The sequence below is a fragment of the Shimia sp. R9_2 genome, from assembly GCF_017743735.1.
Lineage (GTDB): Bacteria > Pseudomonadota > Alphaproteobacteria > Rhodobacterales > Rhodobacteraceae > Shimia.
The window spans coordinates 115,083-136,348 of sequence record NZ_JAGHRO010000005.1 but is presented as its reverse complement, the minus strand read 5'-3'; the positions used below and the strand labels follow the sequence as shown (position 1 = coordinate 136,348).

19 protein-coding genes and 1 other RNA gene are annotated in these 21,266 nt (G+C 58.4%); 4 read left to right on the top strand and 16 right to left on the bottom strand.

What is annotated here, in order from left to right; all coding sequences use genetic code 11:
* Positions 1-20 precede the first annotated feature (20 nt).
* The 9 genes from ccoS to ccoN all read right to left on the bottom strand — a co-directional run bounded on the left by ccoS (position 21) and on the right by ccoN (position 9,112).
* Complete coding sequence (gene ccoS / locus J7400_RS13790; protein ID WP_209064227.1) at positions 21-179, bottom strand: cbb3-type cytochrome oxidase assembly protein CcoS; 159 nt, start codon at positions 177-179, stop codon at positions 21-23.
* Positions 180-183: 4 nt separating this feature from the next.
* A complete protein-coding gene (locus J7400_RS13785) occupies positions 184-2,373 on the bottom strand; it encodes a heavy metal translocating P-type ATPase (protein WP_209064224.1) in 2,190 nt (729 codons plus the stop codon).
* A 4-nt stretch (positions 2,374-2,377) separates the two neighbouring features.
* Positions 2,378-2,839 (bottom strand): FixH family protein, encoded by a 462-nt coding sequence (locus J7400_RS13780; RefSeq protein WP_209064221.1) that lies wholly within the window; start codon positions 2,837-2,839, stop codon positions 2,378-2,380.
* Positions 2,839-4,263 carry a cytochrome c oxidase accessory protein CcoG gene (ccoG, locus tag J7400_RS13775; protein ID WP_209064219.1) on the bottom strand — a complete coding sequence of 475 codons (1,425 nt, stop codon included), beginning with the start codon at positions 4,261-4,263 and terminating at the stop codon, positions 2,839-2,841. Before ccoG ends, J7400_RS13780 begins: the two co-directional genes overlap by 1 nt.
* Positions 4,264-4,372: 109 nt before the next feature.
* Positions 4,373-5,368, bottom strand: coding sequence for an AraC family transcriptional regulator (locus tag J7400_RS13770; RefSeq protein ID WP_209064216.1), 996 nt, complete (start codon positions 5,366-5,368; stop codon positions 4,373-4,375).
* 333 nt (positions 5,369-5,701) lie between these two features.
* Positions 5,702-6,571, bottom strand: coding sequence for a cytochrome-c oxidase, cbb3-type subunit III (gene ccoP / locus J7400_RS13765; protein WP_209064213.1), 870 nt, complete (start codon positions 6,569-6,571; stop codon positions 5,702-5,704).
* A complete protein-coding gene (locus tag J7400_RS13760) occupies positions 6,568-6,753 on the bottom strand; it encodes a cbb3-type cytochrome c oxidase subunit 3 (RefSeq protein WP_209064212.1) in 186 nt (61 codons plus the stop codon). The genes ccoP and J7400_RS13760 overlap by 4 nt, the downstream gene beginning before the upstream one ends.
* 10 nt (positions 6,754-6,763) lie before the next feature.
* A complete protein-coding gene (ccoO, locus tag J7400_RS13755; RefSeq protein WP_209064210.1) occupies positions 6,764-7,495 on the bottom strand; it encodes a cytochrome-c oxidase, cbb3-type subunit II in 732 nt (243 codons plus the stop codon).
* Positions 7,496-7,510: 15 nt separating this feature from the next.
* Positions 7,511-9,112, bottom strand: a complete 1,602-nt coding sequence (gene ccoN / locus J7400_RS13750) for a cytochrome-c oxidase, cbb3-type subunit I (RefSeq protein ID WP_209064208.1) — start codon at positions 9,110-9,112, stop codon at positions 7,511-7,513.
* Between the two features lie 219 nt (positions 9,113-9,331).
* Here ccoN and J7400_RS13745 point away from each other — a divergent pair, with 219 nt between their 5' ends.
* Positions 9,332-10,171 carry a universal stress protein gene (locus tag J7400_RS13745; RefSeq protein WP_209064206.1) on the top strand — a complete coding sequence of 280 codons (840 nt, stop codon included), beginning with the start codon at positions 9,332-9,334 and terminating at the stop codon, positions 10,169-10,171.
* A gap of 80 nt (positions 10,172-10,251) precedes the next feature.
* Here J7400_RS13745 and J7400_RS13740 read toward each other — a convergent pair whose 3' ends face one another.
* Positions 10,252-10,992 (bottom strand): transcriptional regulator FnrL, encoded by a 741-nt coding sequence (locus J7400_RS13740; RefSeq protein WP_209064203.1) that lies wholly within the window; start codon positions 10,990-10,992, stop codon positions 10,252-10,254.
* 71 nt (positions 10,993-11,063) lie between these two features.
* Here J7400_RS13740 and hemN point away from each other — a divergent pair, with 71 nt between their 5' ends.
* Positions 11,064-12,419 (top strand): oxygen-independent coproporphyrinogen III oxidase, encoded by a 1,356-nt coding sequence (hemN, locus tag J7400_RS13735; RefSeq protein ID WP_209064201.1) that lies wholly within the window; start codon positions 11,064-11,066, stop codon positions 12,417-12,419.
* A gap of 22 nt (positions 12,420-12,441) precedes the next feature.
* On the opposite strand, the gene J7400_RS13730 is transcribed toward hemN, so the two are convergent.
* The 5 genes from J7400_RS13730 to ffs all read right to left on the bottom strand — a co-directional run bounded on the left by J7400_RS13730 (position 12,442) and on the right by ffs (position 18,517).
* Positions 12,442-14,022, bottom strand: a complete 1,581-nt coding sequence (locus tag J7400_RS13730; protein WP_209064198.1) for an ABC transporter ATP-binding protein — start codon at positions 14,020-14,022, stop codon at positions 12,442-12,444.
* Positions 14,019-15,125: an ABC transporter permease gene (locus J7400_RS13725; protein ID WP_209064196.1), complete on the bottom strand. Its 1,107-nt coding sequence runs from the start codon at positions 15,123-15,125 to the stop codon at positions 14,019-14,021. Before J7400_RS13725 ends, J7400_RS13730 begins: the two co-directional genes overlap by 4 nt.
* Positions 15,125-16,213, bottom strand: a complete 1,089-nt coding sequence (locus tag J7400_RS13720; RefSeq protein ID WP_209064193.1) for a microcin C ABC transporter permease YejB — start codon at positions 16,211-16,213, stop codon at positions 15,125-15,127. Before J7400_RS13720 ends, J7400_RS13725 begins: the two co-directional genes overlap by 1 nt.
* A gap of 3 nt (positions 16,214-16,216) precedes the next feature.
* Positions 16,217-18,157: an extracellular solute-binding protein gene (locus tag J7400_RS13715; protein WP_209064191.1), complete on the bottom strand. Its 1,941-nt coding sequence runs from the start codon at positions 18,155-18,157 to the stop codon at positions 16,217-16,219.
* Between the two features lie 261 nt (positions 18,158-18,418).
* Positions 18,419-18,517, bottom strand: an RNA gene (gene ffs, locus J7400_RS13710) — signal recognition particle sRNA small type.
* A 181-nt stretch (positions 18,518-18,698) separates the two neighbouring features.
* Here ffs and nudC point away from each other — a divergent pair.
* Both nudC and J7400_RS13700 read left to right on the top strand, forming a co-directional pair.
* Positions 18,699-19,673 carry an NAD(+) diphosphatase gene (gene nudC / locus J7400_RS13705; RefSeq protein WP_209064190.1) on the top strand — a complete coding sequence of 325 codons (975 nt, stop codon included), beginning with the start codon at positions 18,699-18,701 and terminating at the stop codon, positions 19,671-19,673.
* Between the two features lie 55 nt (positions 19,674-19,728).
* Positions 19,729-20,196, top strand: coding sequence for an SRPBCC family protein (locus J7400_RS13700; RefSeq protein WP_209064187.1), 468 nt, complete (start codon positions 19,729-19,731; stop codon positions 20,194-20,196).
* 100 nt (positions 20,197-20,296) lie between these two features.
* On the opposite strand, the gene J7400_RS13695 is transcribed toward J7400_RS13700, so the two are convergent.
* On the bottom strand, positions 20,297-21,133 hold the full coding sequence (locus J7400_RS13695) for a prephenate dehydratase (protein WP_209064513.1): 837 nt from the start codon (positions 21,131-21,133) through the stop codon (positions 20,297-20,299).
* Between the last annotated feature and the right edge of the window lie 133 nt (positions 21,134-21,266).

Genomic DNA, 21,266 nt, shown 5'->3' with positions numbered 1-21,266 from the left:
GAAAAGCTTTCGAGCCGCGCTCAGCCCTTGGGCTTATCGTCATATTGCCCGGACAGAATGCGCTGAGCATTGCCTTCCGGATCGTCATATTGATCGGAACGCACGGTATAGAGAAAGGCAACAAGGCCGACGCCCCCCAACAACAGTGAGATTGGGATCAGGTAAGACAGAACTTGCATTTTATCACCTCAGGCGCAGCGCATTGAGCGACACTGTAATGGAAGAGGAAGACATCGCCAATGCGGCAATCAAAGGGGTCGCCAGACCGGCAACCGCCAAGGGCACAGCGATGATATTGTAAACCGTCGCAATACGGAAATTCTCCCGAATGCGCCGTGTCGCGGATTGCGCCGTTTCAATGGCCAGTGGGATCGGCGCGAGATCACCGCCCAAAAGCACGATGTCAGAGGCCACACGCGCCGCATCCAGCGCTGTGGCCGGAGAGATCGACACATGCGCCGCCGCCAGAGCTGCGGTGTCGTTCAGGCCATCGCCAACCATCAGGACGTTTTTGCCGCCCGCGGCCAAAGCCTGCACACGCTTTGCCTTATCCTCCGGCAAAGCTTCTGCAACCCAGTCGGAAATGCCCAAACGCTGCGCAAGGCTCTCCACCGCGCCGGAGGAGTCACCCGACAGCAGAATGATCTCTTTGCCAACGTTCTTCAGCGCGGCCACGGCCCCTTCGGCACCCTCACGCAAAGCGTCTGCAAAGACAAACGCGCGGGCACCGCCTGTGCCAAGGCTCAGATAGGCCGCTGTTTGCGCCCCCGTTTCTGCACCAACCCAGCTTGCACGGCCAAGGCGCACCAACTGACCATCATGAGTTCCTTGCGTGCCATAACCAGGCACCTCTTCGATATCGCGCACGTCCGCCGGGGCAACACCAGCCGCCTGCGCCGCTTTGGTCAGCGCGACACTCAGCGGATGGGCGGAGCCCCGCGCCAGTGCCAAAGCAACTGACAGTTCATCTGCATTAAATGCGTCAAGATTTGTCAGCTCGGGTGTTCCGGCGGTCAGTGTGCCGGTCTTGTCAAAAACCACCGTGTCAACTTGCGCCAGACGTTCCAAGGCGGTGCTGTGTTTGATCAGCATACCTTTGCGGAACAAGCGCCCGGAGGCGGCGGTTGTCACGGCAGGCACCGCGAGGCCCAAGGCACAGGGACAGGTGATGATCAGCACCGCCGCTGCGATATTGAGCGCTGTGCGCATATCAAAGGTGTAAAGATACCATCCCAGAAAGCTCAGAGCCGAAAGGATATGAACACCGGGCGCATACAGCTTCGCCGCTTTATCCGCCAGTGAGGTGTAGTTGGAGCGGCCCGCCTCAGCTACAGCCACCAGATCCGCCATGCGATGCAGGCTGGTCTGATCCCCCACCGCGCTGGCGCGGATCATCAGCGGCCCTGTCAGGTTCACTTCACCAGCGCTGACACCCAGACCAGGCTCGGCAAAGACCGGTACGGTTTCACCCGTCAGCAAAGAGCGGTCCAACTCTGAACGCCCTTCGACAATCTCGCCGTCCACAGGCATGCGCCCGCCGGGCCGCACCAATATCAGATCGCCAACGCGCAACTCCTGCACGGCGACGGTCTCTTCCTGCCCATCCTGCACACGAATGGCCCGCGGCACTTCAAGCGCCGCCAGTTCCTCAGCGGCCGAGCGCGCCACGGCCCGTGTGCGGTGATCCAGATAGCGCCCCGCCAGCAGAAAAAACACCAGCGTCAGCGCCGCATCAAAATAGGCATGCTCGCCGGACAAAGACGTTTCCCAAAGCGAGGTCACAACCGCCAGAAGGATCGCCAGAACAATCGGCACATCCATATTGAGGCGGCGGTGCTTCAATGCGCTCCATGCATGGACAAAAAACGGTTTGCCGGAAAACACGATGGTCGGCAGCGCAATGGCTGCTGAGATCCAGTGGAACAGATCGCGCGTTGCCGCCTCAGCCCCTGACCACACAGACACAGACAGCAGCATCACATTCATGGAGGCAAAACCCGCCACCGCAAGCCGCATCAGCAGGTCACGCCCCGCCTTGTCAGTCTGGGTCGCACTCAAGGTGCCTGCATCCAGCTCATGCGCTTCATAGCCCACGCGTTCCAAAACGTCTGTCAGCATTTCCGGCGTGACGTCAGCCTCAGCCTCGATGGAAGCGCGCTTGAGTGTGAGGTTCACCCGTGCTGAGGTGACACCCGCGACCTTGGAAAGCGCCCCTTCAACCGTTGCAATGCAGGCCGCGCAGTGCACACCGGGAACAGACAAGGCAATGCGCGCGCCTTCCTCTGCCATGGCCCCTTCGGCCAAGGCTTCCGCCGCCGGGGCTGCATCGCAGGCCGGACAGGCAGAGAGGTGGGGGCGCGCAACTGCGGTCATCAGATCAGCTCTTCTCGACGATCAGCACCACGCGTTGCTCAAACGCGGTGCCATCAAGGGCATTGGCTTTCATACGGATGTTCCAGTTGCCCGGAGCCAGCTCTTCGCGCGCCACATAAGCGGTGCCATCAAACTGAAACTCAGGCTCGCGGTCATCCTTCACATGGGTCGCCCGTCCAAGCACCGCCTGCAGGTTGCTAACCTGCACAGGGCGCCCGCTTTCGTCGGTAACAGTCAGGATCAGCAGGCCACCTGTTGCCCGCGCGGTGACATCCCAGCCAAGCGCTTCCTGCGCTGTGCGGCGTTCGTCAAACTCCTGACTGGCGACATAGGAGTTTTTGACCTCCAACCCGGGAAAGGTCTTCACCGCGCTGAAAGCCAGCACAAGATTGACCGCAATGATCACACCGAATGCGCCGACAAAAACCAATGCCGCATGGCGCCCGGTGAATTTCTTCTCAGCCATCACTGGCCCTTTCCATTAAAGATCGTGTCTTTGTAAACCCGATCGCCGTTGCCCGTGTCCTCAAACCAGAAGCGGAAAGGCGTGCTTTCGCCATCCGCTGGCACGGACCCTTTTGGAGCCACAACATACACACGTTGGATGCGCATTTCATCCGCTTCGACCTGAACCGCCTCATAAGGCGTGCCTTCAAGCTGCACCCGCAGCGCCGGATCGCCCTTAAGAGAAATACGGAACATGCGCGGCTCATGGTGTTTGTTGCGCAGCCGCACCTCATAGGTGTTGCGGATCGACCCGTCAGAGAGGGTCACATAGGTCGGATTGCGCACAGGCGCCACCGTGGCTTCAATATCGGAGCGCAGGAACAGCGCCACAATCAGGGCGATGCCAACCGCCGCCCACATGGTGGTGTACATAATGGTGCGCGGACGCAGCGCATGCTGCCACACAGGCTTTGGTGCCTCGCCTGCGCGTTCACGGCCTTCATCTGACAGCGCCAGATAGTCGATCAACCCGCGAGGCTTGCCGATCTTGTCCATGATGTCGTCACAGGCATCGATGCACAGCGCGCAGGTGATACATTCCATCTGCTGGCCATCACGAATGTCGATCCCCACAGGGCATACGTTCACGCAGGCCATACAATCGATGCAGTCCCCCTGCTCGCTTGCCGCATCCCGCTTGCCTTTGCCACGCGGCTCGCCACGCCATTCACGATAACCGACGGTGAGGGTATCCTCATCCATCATTGCTGCCTGAATACGTGGCCAAGGGCAGGCATAGATACAGATCTGCTCACGTGCAAAGCCACCAAAGGCAAAGGTTGTCGCCGTCAGGATCGCCACCGTTGTGTAGGCCACCGGGTGTGCTGCGCCGGTCACAAGATCAACCGCCAGCGTGGGCGCATCTGCGAAGTAGAAAACCCAGGCCCCGCCTGTTGCCAACGCGATCAGCAACCACGCCAGCCATTTGGTTAGACGCAAACGGATCTTGCGCGCATCCAGCTTCTCTTGCCGATGCAGACGCAGACGGGCGTTGCGATCCCCTTCGATCCAGCGTTCCACAAGAATGAACAGATCCGTCCAAACCGTTTGCGGACAGGCATAGCCACACCACACACGACCAAGCGCGGAGGTGAACAGAAACAGGCCAAGCCCGGCCATAATCAACAGCCCCGCCACGAAGTAAAACTCGTGCGGCCAGATCTCGATCATGAAGAAGAAGAAGCGGCGGTTCGCGATATCCACCAGCACCGCCTGATCCGGCAGGCTCGGCCCACGGTCCCAACGCAGGAACGGCGTGAGGTAGTAGATGCCAAGCGTCACCGCCATGATCCACCACTTAAGATTACGGAACATACCATGGACGCGCTTGGGGAAAATCGGTTCGCGTTTGGCGTAAAGTGACGGTGCAGGACTGTTGCTCACGGAATCACTCTCTGGCTATTGGAGGCAAAATCAGTCTTCACCTATCATAGCACTTCAGGACATTGACCTGTGTCAAATGGCGCATCTGATAGACATATTTTTCAGGGACTTAAGCCATTTCATGCCGCATCTGCGCAGGTGTCGCACCGGTCCAGGTGTGAAAGGCGCGATAGAAGGAATTGGGGTCCTGATAGGCCAGCAAATAGGAGATTTCTTCAACGCTCATGGCCTGATCGCGCAGATAGTGCAGCGATAAATCAGAGCGTGTTTTATCCAGAACCTGCTGGAACGTCATGCCTTCCGCCTTCAGGTGCCGCTGTAGGCTGCGACGGCTTGTCACAAGCTTCTCGCTCACCGCATCCACAGAGGCCCGACCGGCTGGCAACAGCTCCAGAAGCGCGCTGCGCACCCGCGCAGACATCGCCGTATTGCGGCGCTGCTCGGCAAGCTGGCGCGTCAGCTCGCGCTCAAATCCGGCCCAGAGCTGCGGGCTTTCCGAAATCAAAGGGCGATAGGCATCCGTTTTTGTCATCACCAAACGCGGACGGCGGCTCAGGACAGCCTTGCGCCCGAAAAAGCGGTCAAACTCATCCTGATCGCTCACAAACGCAGGCATGCCAACTTCGACCGGCAGGAAGTCCACACCTGTAAAGGTCCGCCCCAGCTCCAGAAAATAGACCATCTCAAAGGCGGCCATCCCATCTGGCATGCGCAATTTGGGATCAGCCACCTCAATCTCCAGCGTCACCGTGCGCTCGGTCTCGCTGGTGATCAGTCGCACAGGCGCAACAAGGGGCTTGAAGACCGCAAGCCGCTCAAGCCCCGTGGCGATATTGGGGCTGCAGGAAAACGCAAAAACCGCCGGCACAATGGGTCCCTGAGCCATGGCGCGTGCCATCTCCAGGATCATTCGCGGCTCTTTGGCCTGCGCCAGCATGGCCTCCCACAGATCAAACACCTGCTTGGCCGACAGCGCACGCCCCTCAAGGGCAAACAGGTCCTTGGGCAGCCCGCAGGTGCGCAGCATCTCAGAGGTCGAAATACCAGCTGCCTCCAAAAACGCGGGCACAGATTTCTGGACGGGATAGCGGGTGTGCGTGTTCATCTTGACCTCCTGCAGTCTCTCCAAATTTAGGAGACGCCATCGCTTGAACCAAGCATGTGGCGTGATTTGCAAGAACTTTCTTGGAAGATTTGGGGTGCCAGTCTCTTCAGGAAACGCGCGAACAGGACGAAAAGACTGGCACCCGATGCCCGGACCTCAGCCGTACCGGGCGAATGAGGCGGCGCTGGATGCAGCGCGCTGCCTACAACCCTAAGGTAGCACCGCTTTGCCCGGTAAAATTTGATCTTAGTCAAATAGCGAAAAAATTCGTCAAAAAATAAGCCGCCCCGATTGCTCGGGGCGGCTCACTAAAGTTCTATCGGAAGCGGGTGATTACTCACCACCACCCAGCTGGTGCACATAAGCAGACACCGCGCGGATCTCCGCTTCGCTCAGGCGGTCCCGGAAAGACCAGGATGGCATCACACCATAGCGGCTGTAAGTGACCGTCTCCTTGATGGAGGCATAATCCCCACCATAGAGCCAGATCGCATCCGCAAGGTTAGGAGCACCCTGATCGCGGTCACCGGTGCCGTCTTCCATGTGACAGGCAGAGCAGTTGTCTTCAAAGACCACCGCACCCGCATCCACCATGGAGGCATCAACCGGATCACCAGACAGCGACATCACGTAGTTCACAACCTGTTCGACCTCTTCTTTTTCAAGAATTTCGCCGAAAGCAGGCATTTCGGAATAGCGCGCATCGTCGTCGTCTTCGTTGCGAATACCGTGTTTGACGGTGAGATAGATGTTCTCGATGTCACCGCCCCACAGCCAATCGTTGTCCAGTAGGTTCGGATAGCCAACGCCGCCCGCCGCGCCAGAGCCGTGGCACTGGGCACAGAAGGTTTTGAACACGGCAGAGCCTGCAGAGGTCGCATAGCTGTTCAGCTCGTCATCCGCCGCAATCTGGGTCAGCTCAGCGGCTTCCAGCTTTGCGTTGATCGGCGCCAGCTTGTCCTGAGCCACTTGGATCTCTTCGACCACGTCACCACGGGAGGACCACCCCATCACACCTGCGGTCGCGCCGCTGATGCCCGGCCAGGCCGGATAAGCGATGGTGTAGCCCACACCCCAGATGATGGTGGCGTAGAAAACCCATAGCCACCAGCGCGGCATCGGATTGTCGAATTCTTCGATCCCATCCCAGGAGTGGCCTGTGGTGTTCGGATCGCCCTCAAACTTTTTGGATTGCTTGGTCATGGCCGCGCCTCCTTGTGCGTGGCGGGTTTATCTGCGTGGCGAAATGGGATGTTGGCGTTGTCGCGATACTCTTTGCTTGCGCCGGGACGGAACACCCAAAAGATGATCCCGACGAAGAAGAGGAACAGGCCCAGCAACATCCAGCTGTCAGCGAACTCGCGAAGGAATGAATATGTTTCCATGTTTTCCTCCTTAGCGGGACGCGTCAGGCGTGAAGGCTGAGAAATCAACCAACGTGCCCAGCATCTGCAGATAAGCGATCAGCGCATCAGCCTCAGACACACCCGGCTGCCCGTCGAAGTTGCGCACATTCACGCTGTCTTCGCCGTAGCGTTCGAGAAGGCCGTCATAGTCACTGTCCGGATCCGCTTGCGCGAGGAAGTCGGACTGCGCGTTTTCGATCATCTCTTCGGTGTAAGGCACGCCCACCACAGCATTGGCTGCCATGATATCGCCCATGTATTCGCCCTCGATCATACGGTTCTCAAGGAAGCCGTATTTCGGCATCACCGACTCTGGCACCACAGCCTGCGGGTCACGCAGGTGATCCACGTGCCAATCGTCGGAGTAACGGCCGCCCACACGTGCCAGATCAGGACCGGTACGCTTGGAGCCCCACTGGAACGGGTGGTCGTATTTGGACTCCGCCGCCAGTGAGTAGTGACCATAACGCTCAACCTCGTCGCGCATCGGGCGGATCATCTGGCTGTGGCAGACGTAGCACCCTTCGCGGATGTAGATTTCACGTCCAGCCATTTCCAGCGGGGTGTAGGGGCGTACGCCCTCTACATCCTCAATGGTGTTTTCCAGCCAGAACAGCGGTGCAATCTGCACGATGCCGCCAATGGTTACGACCAGGAAGCTGCAAATAAGCAGGAGGGTCGCGTTGGTCTCGAGGATCTTGTGTTTGTCGAGAATAGCCATAGCTGCCGGCCCTCCTTATTCAGCCGGGACTGCGACGGACAGGCTGGCCTCTTTGGCCGGTGCCTTACGCACAGTCATCCACAGGTTGTAGCACATGATGAGGGCACCAGCGAGGAACATGACCCCACCCAGACCGCGCACCACGTACATCGGGAACTTCGCAGCCACAGTGTCGGCAAAGGAGTTCACGAGGAAGCCGTTTGCGTCCACTTCACGCCACATCAGACCTTCCATGATACCGGTCACCCACATGGACGCCGCGTAGAGCACGATGCCGATGGTGGCGAGCCAGAAGTGCCAGCTCACGAGGCTGAGGGAATACAGACGATCACGTTTCCACAGCGCAGGCACCAGATAGTAGAGCGCGCCAAAGGTGATCATGCCGTTCCACCCCAGAGCACCGGAGTGCACGTGGCCAATGGTCCAGTCAGTGTAATGGCTCAGCGAGTTCACCGCACGGATCGACATCATCGGGCCTTCAAAGGTGGACATGCCGTAAAAACCAACCGAGATCACCATCATACGGATCACAGGGTCTGTGCGCAGCTTGTCCCAGGCACCGGACAGGGTCATCAGACCGTTGATCATGCCACCCCAGCTCGGCATCCACAGGATGACGGAGAACACCATGCCAAGGGTCGACGCCCAGTCAGGCAGCGCGGTGTAGTGCAGGTGGTGTGGACCCGCCCAGATATACAGGAAGATCAGTGCCCAGAAGTGGATGATCGACAGTTTGTAGGAGAACACCGGACGCTCGGCCTGCTTCGGGATGAAGTAGTACATCATGCCCAGGAAGCCTGCAGTCAGGAAGAAGCCCACAGCGTTGTGGCCATACCACCACTGCACCATCGCGTCTTGAACACCGGCCCAGACGATAACGGATTTGGAGCCAAAGATCGACACAGGGATGGTCAGGTTGTTGATCACGTGCAGCATCGCGATGGTCACGATAAACGCGAGATAGAACCAGTTCGCCACATAGATGTGGGGTTCTTTACGCTTGATGATCGTGCCCAGATAAATCGCCAGATAGCAAACCCAGACAATAGTCAGCCACAGGTCAACATACCATTCCGGCTCGGCATATTCCTTGGACTGTGTGCCGCCCAGAACATAGCCGGTGGCCGCCAGTACGATGAACAGCTGATAGCCCCAGAACACAAACCATGCCAGGTTGCCGCCCCAGAGGCGCGCGGCGCTGGTGCGCTGCACAACATAGAAGGAGGTCGCCAGCAAGGCGTTGCCGCCAAATGCAAAGATCACAGCAGATGTGTGCAGCGGACGCAGGCGGCCAAAGTTGGCGTAGCCCTGTGCCCAATCAAAGTTCAGGACCGGGAAGGCCAGCTGAAAGGCGATAAATACGCCTGCCAGGAAACCAACAACGCCCCAGAATGCGGTTGCAATGACCCCGTAGCGGATCACGTCGTCCATATATTCGTCCTGCGCGATCACCGTTTTTGTGCCGGTACCGCGCAAAACCCAAATAAACAGCCCAAAGGACACGCCCGCGATAATGAGGGCGTGTACCATATAAGCCAGATCACGCGCATAGTTGGCCGCAATCATCGCAAAAAATGTGATGAGGCCAAGCGCGATCAGCTTGAAGTAATTTACCATTTCGCGTCCCTTCGTCTTGCTTGGCCCGAGTCTCCAGAGCCTTAGCGGATTTAGACAGTCCATGTTTTGCGGGTGCAGCGTTAATGCCGCCTTGATCTGCATCAAGGAAAGTCGCGCGGCGTGTAGGACTTAATCATATCCAAGGCCAGCATCTTTCTCGCCGACACATTGGAAAGCCCTCACGGTCCAGACTTCATTTTCAAACAACGGTAGGTTCGAATGGACTACAAAACACTTCTCTGCGTCATGACCGACGCTGACATTGCCCGCGCGGCGCTTGAGCAATCCATCGCCCTGACCGAGGCGCAAGACGCCCATCTGGACGTGCTTGCCCTTGGTGTAGACCGCTCTCAGACCGGTTATTTTTATGCCGGAGCAGACGCGATCCTGATGCAGGAAATGCTCGCCCGCGCCCACGGCGAAGCCAAGGAAATTCAGGACAAAGCAGAGGCGAAACTCAACAGCAGCACCGTGCGTTGGGCCAGCGATATGGGCGTTGCTCAGATCGCGGACCTGGGACGCCATGTCGCATCACGCGCGCGCTTTGCAGATCTTGTTGTGCTCCCGAAACCTTACGGCAAAAACCACGGCAACGAGCTGGAACCCACGCTTGAGGCCGCGCTCTTTGAGGGGCAGGCTCCGGTTTTGATGGTGCCAGAATCAGCGCCCCCCATCAAAACGCCCAAAACCGTCTGCATCGGCTGGAACGAAAGCGCCGAAGCGCTGGTTGCTACACGCGCGGCGCTGCCGTTCCTCAAATCCGCGGATGTGGTGCATGTGGTGGTGATCGATCCTCCCACCCATGGTCCAAACCGCTCTGATCCCGGCGGCCTGCTGTCACAGTTCCTGGCCCGTCATGGCGTGAATGCGCAGGTGGATGTACTCTCCAAAACGCAGCCTCGCGTCTCAGATGTGCTGCTGCGCCACGCCACGGACAACAACGCCGACCTGATGGTCATGGGCGCCTATGGGCACTCCCGCTTCCGCGAAGCCATCTTGGGCGGCGCAACACGCAACATGCTGGAACACGCGCACCTGCCTGTCTTCCTTGCCCACTAACCTGCGCAGGTTGATGCCCAAAAACACAAAAGGCGCCCAAACCGGCGCCTTTTTCTTTGCTGATAGAATTGGCTCTTATCTTAGGCCATCATCCCGCCGTCGCTGTCATCTCCGGCCTCATCCAGAAGCCGCTGAAAGTCCGGCACGGTGACATGGCGTTTGCCTTCCAACACAATCACCCCGTCCTTTTTGAGCGCGGAAATCTGTCGGCTCACCGTCTCAAGTGTCAGGCCAAGATAATCCGCCATCGCTTCGCGGGTCAGCGGCAGGTCAAACACCATTTCTTCGTGGCCGTTCAACAGCTTCAGCGCCGCATCGCGACGCCCGATGATCGACAGAAGGCTGGCGATTTTTTCACGCGCGGTCTTACGACCCAGCACAAGCATCCATTCGCGCGCGGCATCCAATTCGTCGAGCGTCATTTCCAAAAGCCGCTGCGCAACATGTGGCGTCTCCACCATCATGGTCTCAAACGGCTTGCGGCGGAAACAGCACATGACAACATCCGTGGTTGCCACAACATCATAGGTTGCAGCTTCCCGCCCCGGGCGCCCCACAAAGTCACTCGGCAGCAAAAGCCCGACCATCTGCGTGCGGCCGTCTTCCATGGTCTGCGTGAGGGACGCGATCCCCGACACCACAGAGCCCACAAACTCCATGCGGTCACCGGACCAGATGATGGTCTGCCCCGCTTCAAAACTGCGGTAGTATTTCATCTCCTCGAGCCGATCGAGCTCGTCTGTGTCACAGCGCGCGCAAACTGCGCGGTGCTGGATCGGGCAGTTCTCACAACCGCCAACAAACTTGGTAAGATCAGTCATTTTATAAGCCATACCTGGAATTGATCTGGGTCAAGGATAGTGAGTCGTGTTTTGAGGTACCCCCTACGCCCATGGAAACGGGAAAACAATTGGCGAAACTGGGGCTGTTTGACGCAAAAGTACCGCGTTATACCAGCTACCCCACCGCCCCGCATTTTGAAAATAACGTAAACCCAGACACTTACAAGGAGTGGATTCAGTCTATTCCGTCAGGTTCTGAGGTCTCTCTATACGTGCATGTGCCTTTTTGCCGCCGCCTCTGCTGGTTTTGCGCCTGTCGGACACAGGGCACCTCCACGCTTTCGCCGGTGGCGTCTTACGTCGAGACCCTAAAGCAAGAATTGTTGATTCTCAAATCTATCTTACCGGAGGGCGTGCGCCTGTCGCGCCTGCACTGGGGTGGCGGCACGCCAACCCTGCTTGACCCCGGCATGATGGAAGATCTCGCGGGTGCCATTTTCGACGTCGCCCCGATGGCACAGGACGGTGAGTTCTCTGTCGAAATTGATCCCAATGAGATCGACGAAGCCCGTTTGGCTGTTCTGGCAAAGGCCGGGATGAACCGCGCTTCCATCGGCGTGCAAGACTTTGACGACGATATCCAGAAAACCATCGGCCGCATTCAAGGTTATGACATCACCCGCGAAGCGGTCGACATGATCCGCGCGCATGGCGTCAAAAGCGTGAATGCCGACATTCTCTTCGGCCTGCCCCATCAGACACAAGCGCGCATCACCGAAAGCGTGCAGAAGCTGCTGTCGCTGTCTCCTGACCGCGTCGCGCTTTATGGTTATGCCCATGTGCCCTGGATGGCAAAGCGCCAGCAGATGATCCCATCTGACGCGCTGCCAACGCCACAGGAACGTCTTGCGCTGTTTGAAACAGCCCGTCAGCTCTTCCTCTGGGACAATTACGACGAAATTGGCATCGACCACTTCGCGACCAAGACCGACAGTCTTTCGGTGGCACAGCGCAACGGCACCCTGCGCCGCAACTTCCAAGGTTACACCGACGATATGGCCGATGTCTTGCTGGCGGTCGGCGCCTCTTCGATCGCGCGTTTCCCACAAGGCTACGCGCAGAACGCCCCGGCCACCTCGGCTTACACCGCAGGCATCCGCGAGGGCCGTTTCACCACCTCGCGTGGCCATAAGTTCACCGGGGACGACCTTCTGCGCGGCCGGATGATCGAAGCGCTGATGTGTGACTTCCGCATAGAGTCCGATGAAATCGTCGAGCGGTTTGATATCTCCCGCGCCGCGCTGAACGAGATGTTCTCCAAGGTGATGGCGCAGTTCCCGAACATGCTCGCGCTGGAAAGCAACGCCTTGGTGATCCCGCCTCAGGCGCGACCGCTCACGCGGATGATTGCCCGCGCCTTTGACGCTTATGATATGAGCAAAGCACAACACAGCGCCGCGATCTGATCGCGGCGTTGCCTTTTGCGGCCTACCCGTGCGCTGCGGCCAGCAGCTCGCGGGTATAATCGGTCTGCGGGTTCTCAAACAGGGTCTCGGCAGTGCCCTGCTCCACCACATCACCTGCGCGCATCACCATGATCTTATGGCTCATAGCGCGCACCACATGCAGGTCGTGACTGATAAACAGATAGGCCAGCCCGTATTTTTCCTGAAGGTTGCGCAGCAGCTCCACGATCTGAACCTGCACCGTCATATCCAGCGCTGATGTCGGCTCGTCCAATACCACCAGCTTGGGGCGCAGGATCATTGCGCGGGCGATGGCGATCCGCTGACGCTGCCCACCGGAGAATTCATGCGGATAGCGATCCATGGTCGCGGGGTTCAGGCCCACCTCTTCCATGACCTCGGCAACAAGCGTGCGCGTGTCCCGCCCATCCGGATTGCCATGCACGCCAAGCCCTTCAGAGATGATCTGCTCACAGGTCATCCGCGGGCTCAGGCTGCCGAACGGATCCTGAAACACAATCTGCATGTCTTTGCGCAGCGCGCGCAGCTGCCGCGTGTTCCATTTGCGCACATCGTTGCCGACAAAGCCGATTTTGCCGTCGCTGGAAATCAGCCGCATCATCGCCAGTGCCAGCGTCGTTTTCCCCGATCCACTTTCACCCACGATGCCAAGCGTCTCTCCGGCGCGCACCGTCAGGCTCGCGTCATTCACCGCTTTCACATGGCCCACCGTGCGCTTCAGCAATCCCTTTTGGATGGGGAACCAAACCCGCAGGTTTTGCGCTTCGCTCACCACATCCGCCCCGTCCGGAACCGGCGCAGGATGGCCGCTCGCTTGCGCACTCAGCAAAAGCTGCGTGTAAGGATGCTGCGGATTTTCAAAGATTTCCGCGACCGGGCCAGCCTCGACAATCTCCCCGTCCTTCATCACACAGACCTTATCCGCGATGCGCCGCACCACGCCCAGATCATGGGTGATGAACAAAAGCCCCATGCCTTCGGATTTCTTCAGCTCGGCAAGCAACTCCAGAATCTGCGCCTGAATGGTCACGTCGAGCGCGGTTGTTGGCTCATCAGCGATCAGAATGTCAGGCTTGTTGGCCAGCGCCATGGCAATCATCACACGCTGCCGCTGTCCACCGGACAGCTCGTGCGGGTAGGCCGTCAGGCGCTGTTCCGCATCGCGCAATCCCACTTTGTTGAGCAGATCCAAAATCCGGCCACGCGCCGCATCCCCCGTCACGCCCTGGTGCAGGGCAAGGCTCTCGCCAAGCTGCTTTTCAAGCGTATGCAAGGGATTGAGACTGGTCATCGGCTCCTGAAAGATAAAGCTGATGTCATTGCCACGTACCTGCCGCAGCAGGTTTTCAGGCGCGCCAACCATCTCTTGCCCGTCATAGTGCACCGAGCCCTGCACCTCGGCACTGCCCGGCAGCAGCGACACCGTCGACAAAGCCGTCACCGACTTGCCCGACCCGGACTCCCCGACCAGCGCCACGGTTTCCCCGCGATCCACGCTGAACGACACACCTTTCACGGCCTCATGAAGCTGCCCGTCTTGGCGAAACCCCACCCGCAGGTCTTTGACGTCCAGAATGCTCATGAAAAGGTCTTTCTCGGATCAAACGCATCGCGCACGCCTTCAAAGATGAAGACCAAGAGCGAGAGCATGATGGCAAATGTGAAGAAGGCGGTGAAGCCAAGCCACGGCGCTTGCAGGTTCTGCTTGGCCTGAAGGGTCAGCTCGCCAAGGCTCGGTGCTGAGGATGGCAGACCAAAGCCAAGGAAATCCAACCCCGCCAGCGTGCTGATCGTGCCGGTCACAATGAAGGGCAGCATGGTCACGGTCGCGACCATCGCATTGGGCAGCATATGGCGGAACATGATCACCCTGTTGCTCACGCCCAGCGCCTTGGCCGCGCGCACATACTCAAGGTTCCGCGCCCGCAAGAATTCTGCGCGCACCACACCAACCAGCGCCGTCCAGCTGAACAACACCGTCAAGAGCACAAGCAGCCAGAAACTGCGCCCCACAATCGCAAACATGATGATGATGATATAAAGGCTTGGCGTGGCGCCCCAGATCTCGATCACCCGTTGGAAGATCAGATCCAACCAGCCACCAAAATAGCCCTGCACGGCCCCGGCCACGATGCCAATCAGGCTTGCCGCCGCTGTCACGAGAAGGGTGAAGAATATCGACAAGCGGAAGCCGTAGAGCACACGCGCAACCACATCCCGTTTGCGGTCATCCGTGCCCAGCCAGTTCTGCCCATCCGGTGGCAATGGTGCGGCACCGGAACGATCCACCGGCGTGTCATAGCTGTAGGGAATGAGCGGCCAGAGCGCCCAGCCTTTGTCAAACCCGTCCGCGCTGTAGGTGCCCGCATCCAGCTCTTCGAGAATATCTTCCGGCACATCAAAACAATCCTCAACACCCCCGGTGGAAATGAGGCATTGCACGACCGGGTCCTTGTAGTCGGCTTCGGTTTTGAAATCCCCGCCAAAGGTCGTTTCAGGGTAGAAACTAAAAACAGGCGTAAAGAACTCACCGCGATAGTTCACAAGGATCGGCTTGTCGTTGGCAATCAGCTCCGCAAACAGGGAAATGCCAAAGGCCACGCAAAAGATAATCAGCGACCAGAAGGCGCGGCGATTGCGTTTGAAGTTGCTCCAGCGGCGCTGGTTCAGTGGAGACAGCGCCATCAGCCTTCCCTCTTCTCAAAGTCGATGCGCGGATCAACCAACACATACATCAGGTCCGACAGGATACCGACCACAAGGCCGATCAGGCCAAACACAAAGAGCGTGCCAAAGATCACGGGGTAATCTCGCGCCACCGCGGCCTCAAAGCCAAGCCGCCCGAGCCCATCAAGCGAGAAGATTGTCTCGATCAGAACAGAGCCGCCAAAGAACACACCGATAAACACCGCCGGGAAACCCGCGATCACGATCAGCATCGCATTGCGGAACACATGCCCATAAAGCACACGCCGCTCTGTCAGCCCCTTGGCCCGCGCTGTCATCACATAGTGTTTTTTGATTTCATCCAGAAAGCTGTTCTTGGTCAAAAGCGTCAGTGTCGCAAAGGCGGAGATAGTGGAGGCGATCACCGGCAACGTGATGTGCCAGGCATAATCCAGGATCTTGCCCATGGTTGTCAGGTCTTGGAAGTTGTCAGAGGTCAGCCCCCTCAGCGGGAATATCTTAAAATAAGACCCGCCAGCAAACAGCACCAGCAACATGATCGCAAATAGAAAGCCCGGAATGGCATAGGCGATGATGATCGCCCCTGACGTCCAGGTATCAAAGGCCGTGCCATCTTTCACCGCCTTGCGGATGCCCAACGGAATGGACACCAAATAGGCAATCAGCGTTGACCAAAGCCCGAGCGTGATCGAGACCGGCATCTTCTCCAGCACCAGATCAATCACTGTGATCTTACGGAAATAGCTCTCCCCGAAATCCAGCGTCAGATAGTTGCCCATCATATTGAGAAACCGCTCCAGCGGCGGCTTGTCAAAGCCGAACTCCCGTTCAAGCTCCTCGATGAATTCCTTGGGGAGCCCGCGCGCCCCAAGATACTCGCTGTCAGAGCCAAAGGTCTCTTCCCCGCCGACATCTTCATTGCCGCCAGCAAAGCCTGAGAACACATCACCCTCGCCCTGCATCCGGGCAATGACTTGTTCCACCGGGCCACCGGGGACAAATTGAACCAGCGAGAAATTGATAATCATAATCCCAAGCAACGTCGGGATTATGAGCAACAGTCTGCGGAGAATATAGGCGCCCAAAGCTTACTTCCTTAGCGCACCCGAGGCGATCAGCGCCTCGTGTTTCTCTTTGTTGTACCACCAGAAATCAAGCACACCGACCGCATAGGGCGGCAGCTCTTCGGGCCGCTCATACATGTCAAAGTAAGACACCCAGGTCTCCGGAACAAATCCGGCGTGGGCGATCACGCGCTCATAGCGCAACGCGCGGTCCAGCGCCGTCAACGCAACAACCTCATCCTCCCGCGATGTGGTGGCAAGCGCCGCATCGATGATGGCGTCCACCATGGGGCTGCGCAGGGCAGATGGATTGTAGGAGGAGACTTCCGCGGTTTGGGAGCCAAACAGCTGTTTGAGGCCGGTGCCTGCGGAAGAGAAGGTCAAAATCCGCGTATGGATCAGGTCATAGTCCTTATCGAGGAAACGCTGCTGTCCCTGCGCGCTGTCGACTTTGTCGGCTTTGACCTTGATGCCCCAATTTGCCAGCGTCTTCACGTAGGCCTCAATGGTGGCTAGTCGGGTTTCATCCCAGCTGGAGATCACGAGGAAATCAAGCGACATCTGCGCGCCGCTGGCATCCACCATCTCGCCGTTGTCATTCACCGTCCAACCGGCTTTCTCAAACAGCTTGAGCGCCGCACGCTTGTTGCGACGGTCGATCGGGTTGGACGCTTTGGAGGTGTGCGGCACCACCGCAGTCTCTGTCAGCATCTCAGGCGGCACAACATCGCCCAGCGATTTCAGAAGCGCCAGCTCTGCCCCTTCCGGCACGCCTTTGGCTTCCCATTCCTGCCCTTCCACGAAGGACGTGCGCTGTGTAGTGAGGTCGAACTGCAGCGATTCCCGCGTCCACTCGAAATTGAACGCCAGTGAAAGCGCATGGCGCACATCGCGGTTGTCCAGCGGCGCGCGCAATGTGTTGAAAATCACGCCGCTGTTGTTTGGCGCCGTGCCATCAGGCAGCGCCACTTTCTTCACCGAGCCGTCATTCACACCGGGGAAATCATATCCCGTGGCCCAACGCTTGGTCGATCCTTCGGTGCGGAAGGTGTACTCACCCGCTTTGAAGGCCTCAAACTCTGCAGTCGCATCGGAGAAATACTCGATCCTGACGCGGTCAAAATTGAACCGGCCAACATTGGCAGGGTGGTCCCAGCCCCAGTAGTTGGGGTTTTTCTCATAAACCACATAGCGGTTAAACTCATAGTCACCGACCTGATAGGGACCCGACGCCATTGGCGACAGCACCGAAGGCTCATCCAGCCGCTCACCCGTCTCCTGATACCAGGCTTCAGAGAAAATCGGCGTGCCACCGACCTGACTGATCAGAGAGCGGCGCGATATGCCATCGGCGAAAGTATATTTGATCGTGTGGTCATCAATGACCTCCACACCCGTGATGCGTTCACTCACCGAGCGCGCATAAGAACGGATGCCCTGCTCCAGGAACAGATTGTGCGTAAACGCGGCGTCCTGCGCCCGCAGCGGTGTGCCATCGCGGAAGACCACATCGTCGCGCATGTGGAACACGCACCACGTCTTGCTTTTGGGGTATTCGACCTCTTTTGCGATCAGACAATAACTGTCCGTAATCGAATCCGCCGGCGCACCACCGCCCCATGGCATCTCCGCAAACATCGCTTCGGCCACAACACCTGAGGCCGTCTCAGGATTTCCGCGCCACGCAAACCGGTTGAAGCCATCAAAGGTGCCGCGCGCACTCAGCGTGATCTGACCACCTTTGGGGGCATTCGGATTCACATAGTCAAAATGCGGATAATCCGCCGGGTACTTTAGGTCGCCAAAGAACGAATAGCCATGCGAGCGGATAATCTCGTCCTCGTTGGCAAAGGCCATCCCGCTGCCAAGCCCTGCGCCAATCGACAGCGCGCTCCCGCCCATCAGGCGCAGCGCACCGCGTCGGTCAAACATAGGTCCAGCAATTCTTATGGTTTTTTCGGTCATTTGGCCTCTCCTGCACCCACATGTTCACTGTGTTTACGTGTTAGATAAGCTAAAGGTTTCAACCAACAAACTTCAAGTTCTCAATGACTCAATATGGCGTGAATGTTTGCGCATCACATGCTGGCAAAGCTGCACCACGGCGCATTCATGCGGCCAAGGCGCTTTTTAACGCCAAAACAAAGGCATAACCGCTGTTAGGCGCCCTCTGCAAAAAGGCGTTTTCGCACAGCAAACGGTCTGAAACATTTGTGGGGAGAAGTAAGGTGAGAGGCTGGACAACGACCCAAGCGGGGCTCGTTACGGCTGCTTCCTTCCGGATCTGACCGGGTTGGCGAGGCGCTTACCCGCGCCAACCTCTCAAGAGCCGATATAGGGCGCACGCGCGGCAGATGCAAGCGCCTCTGCCCAACTCTGTCGCCGGAGCAGGCACCCCTGCCCGCCTCCCGCATAGGCACCACCAGACAAAGCTGTGATCTCAAACGCCTTTCCATTGCAGCGACGGCACGATCATGCCACTCATCTGCGACAAGAGGAGCCAGGCATGAGACACGCAGAAACCGTCACCTTTGGAGGCTCAGGCCTCAACCGCGCCGCCGAACTGCGCGGGGAGAAAGCCAACGCGCTGGCCAAGCTGCCGAGCAGCCGCACCATTGTTGTCTGGCGCGGCAAATCTCTGTTGTCCGGCCCAAACACTGACAGCTTGGTGCAGCTCCCTATGGATCACCCGCTGCTTAACGAAGCGGCAAACCCGCCAGTCCCGCCGATATTTCTCGGCCTGTCTGAGGACGGCAGCGCGCTCTTTGCCCATGACATTTCCGCTTGGGAGCCGGAGGCGCAGGACCTCGCAACCATCAATCAGTTCTTTGATCCCTCTGAACAGCACCACCCCGTCCTGCCGGAAGACCATCGTTTTGTAGAGGTGCGCGCGGCAATGGCGCGTCTGTCAGCACGCGACGCCGAGCTTGCGGCCACCACGCGGGCGATCTTTGGCTGGCACCGGTCACATCGCTTCTGCGCAGCCTGCGGCGCGGAAAGCCGTATGGCCATGTCCGGCTGGCAGCGGGATTGCCCCTCCTGCGGAACCTCGCATTTCCCCCGCACAGATCCGGTGGTGATCATGCTCATCACCCATGGCAACAAAGTGCTGATGGGTCGCTCCCCCGGCTGGCCCGACGGGATGTACTCGCTTTTGGCAGGCTTCGTGGAACCCGGCGAAACACTTGAAGCGGCGGTGCGGCGCGAAGTTGTCGAAGAATCAGGCATCAAAGTGGGCGCGGTCTCTTACCTCGCCAGCCAGCCCTGGCCCTTCCCTTCATCATTGATGTTTGGTTGCCGGGGCGAGGCCCTGACCGAAGAGATCACCGTCGACCCAAATGAACTTGAGGACGCCCTCTGGGTCAGCCGCGAAGACATGCTGGATGTCTTTGCCGGCAACCACCCAAAACTCAAGCCCGCTCGGATAGGTGCAATTGCACATTTTCTTCTTCGGAACTGGCTTGCGGACAGATTGGATTGACGCGAAACTTGCGCCAAACAGCGCGACACCCATCCTGACCCAAAGCAGAGGCCCAATGGAACTTACCGGAAGAGAAGACATCGACGTTCCCATCGAACAAGCATTCATCATGCTCACGGACGTTGAAGTCTACGAACGGTCAGCCCTGCGGCGCGGCGCCGATGTCACGCGCTTGGACACCCTGCATCACGCAGGCGTTGGGGCAGAATGGCAGATCTCCTTCATCTTTCGCGGCAAAGCGCGCGAGGTACATCTGGAGATGACAGGCTATGACCGGCCCAATGAAATCGCCATGAAAGCCAAGATCGGCGGGCTGGAAACCGACGTGAAAATCGAACTGGTGGCCCTGTCGCGCACCAAGACACGCATCCAATTCTGGTGCGGCATGCGTGCCAAAACCCTGTCCTCCCGCCTGCTGCTGCAATCTTTGAAGCTGGCGCGGGGCAATCTGACCAGCCGGGTCAGCAAACGTCTGGCGCATATGCGTGAGGATTTTGAGGACCGCTACGCCCAGAGCGCCTGACCCATTTGGGTTTTCTCGCGCGGGCGGCTGGCCCAGTTTCATAAGACAAAAGGCGCCCCAAGAGGCGCCTTTTTTCGTATCAAAGCCCGATTGGCTGCACTTACGTCAGGCGGTCTTGATCCGCAGGGTAGACCCCGATGATCGACACATTTGTGGTGAAATAGCGCAGCTCATCCATCGCCAGTTGCACCGCCGGATCCTCCGGATGCCCTTCGATATCCGCATAAAACTGCGTCGCCGTGAAGCTCCCGCCCACCATGTAACTTTCCAGCTTGGTCATGTTGATGCCATTGGTGGCGAATCCCCCCATCGCTTTGTAGAGCGCGGCCGGAATGTTGCGCACTTCAAACACAAAGGTGGTCATCATCTTGCGGTCTTCACGGCGCGCATAGTTCGGCTCACGTGACATGATCAGGAATCGGGTAGTGTTGTGGCCGTGGTCTTCCACATCCGTTGCCAACACATTCAGCCCGTAAATCTCCGCAGCCAGCTCAGAGGCTAACACCCCTTCATTGGCACGCCGATGTTCTGCCAACTCACGGGCCGCGCCCGCACTGTCCGCAGCGGAATAGGCCTTGATCTTATGGGAGCGCAAAAACGCGGCGGATTGCGGGATCAACACCATATGCGCCCGCACCGTATCGATGTCTTCAAGCGGCACACCCGGCAGGCCCATCAGGCTGATTCTGACGCGCACGAAGGCTTCATCAACGATGTGCAGGCCGCTTTCGGGCAAAAGACGGTGAATGTCTGCCACACGCCCATAGGTCGTGTTCTCAATCGGCAGCATCGCCAAATCTGCCTCGCCGCTCTTCACCGCAGCGATCACATCCTCAAAGGACCGGCAGGGCATGGCCTCCATCTCCGGGCGCGCGTTCTGGCACGCCTCATGTGAATAGGCCCCCGGCTCGCCCTGAAATGCGATGCGATTGGTCAACTTGGTCATTCCTGCCCCCTCTGCGCCTTCCGACCAACGCAAGAATTGCGCAAGTAGGGGCGTTTGGTCGCGGTAACTACACCTTGCGTTTTGACAGGGGAAGCGCGTAGATAGCCAGCAAACGCCACGAAAC

Bases quoted from the DNA above. Each gene is read 5' to 3' on its own strand.
- J7400_RS13770 (WP_209064216.1), bottom strand. From the start codon at position 5,368: ATGAACACGCACACCCGCTATCCCGTCCAGAAATCTGTGCCCGCGTTT.
- J7400_RS13760 (WP_209064212.1), bottom strand. From the start codon at position 6,753: ATGGAAACATATTCATTCCTTCGCGAGTTCGCTGACAGCTGGATGTTG.
- ccoS (WP_209064227.1), bottom strand. From the start codon at position 179: ATGCAAGTTCTGTCTTACCTGATCCCAATCTCACTGTTGTTGGGGGGC.
- J7400_RS13730 (WP_209064198.1), bottom strand. From the start codon at position 14,022: ATGAGCATTCTGGACGTCAAAGACCTGCGGGTGGGGTTTCGCCAAGAC.
- ccoO (WP_209064210.1), bottom strand. From the start codon at position 7,495: ATGGCTATTCTCGACAAACACAAGATCCTCGAGACCAACGCGACCCTC.
- J7400_RS13785 (WP_209064224.1), bottom strand. From the start codon at position 2,373: ATGACCGCAGTTGCGCGCCCCCACCTCTCTGCCTGTCCGGCCTGCGAT.
- J7400_RS13780 (WP_209064221.1), bottom strand. From the start codon at position 2,839: ATGGCTGAGAAGAAATTCACCGGGCGCCATGCGGCATTGGTTTTTGTC.
- J7400_RS13740 (WP_209064203.1), bottom strand. From the start codon at position 10,992: ATGACTGATCTTACCAAGTTTGTTGGCGGTTGTGAGAACTGCCCGATC.
- ccoN (WP_209064208.1), bottom strand. From the start codon at position 9,112: ATGGTAAATTACTTCAAGCTGATCGCGCTTGGCCTCATCACATTTTTT.
- J7400_RS13745 (WP_209064206.1), top strand. From the start codon at position 9,332: ATGGACTACAAAACACTTCTCTGCGTCATGACCGACGCTGACATTGCC.
- J7400_RS13725 (WP_209064196.1), bottom strand. From the start codon at position 15,125: ATGGCGCTGTCTCCACTGAACCAGCGCCGCTGGAGCAACTTCAAACGC.
- nudC (WP_209064190.1), top strand. From the start codon at position 18,699: ATGAGACACGCAGAAACCGTCACCTTTGGAGGCTCAGGCCTCAACCGC.
- J7400_RS13700 (WP_209064187.1), top strand. From the start codon at position 19,729: ATGGAACTTACCGGAAGAGAAGACATCGACGTTCCCATCGAACAAGCA.
- ccoP (WP_209064213.1), bottom strand. From the start codon at position 6,571: ATGACCAAGCAATCCAAAAAGTTTGAGGGCGATCCGAACACCACAGGC.
- hemN (WP_209064201.1), top strand. From the start codon at position 11,064: ATGGAAACGGGAAAACAATTGGCGAAACTGGGGCTGTTTGACGCAAAA.
- J7400_RS13715 (WP_209064191.1), bottom strand. From the start codon at position 18,157: ATGACCGAAAAAACCATAAGAATTGCTGGACCTATGTTTGACCGACGC.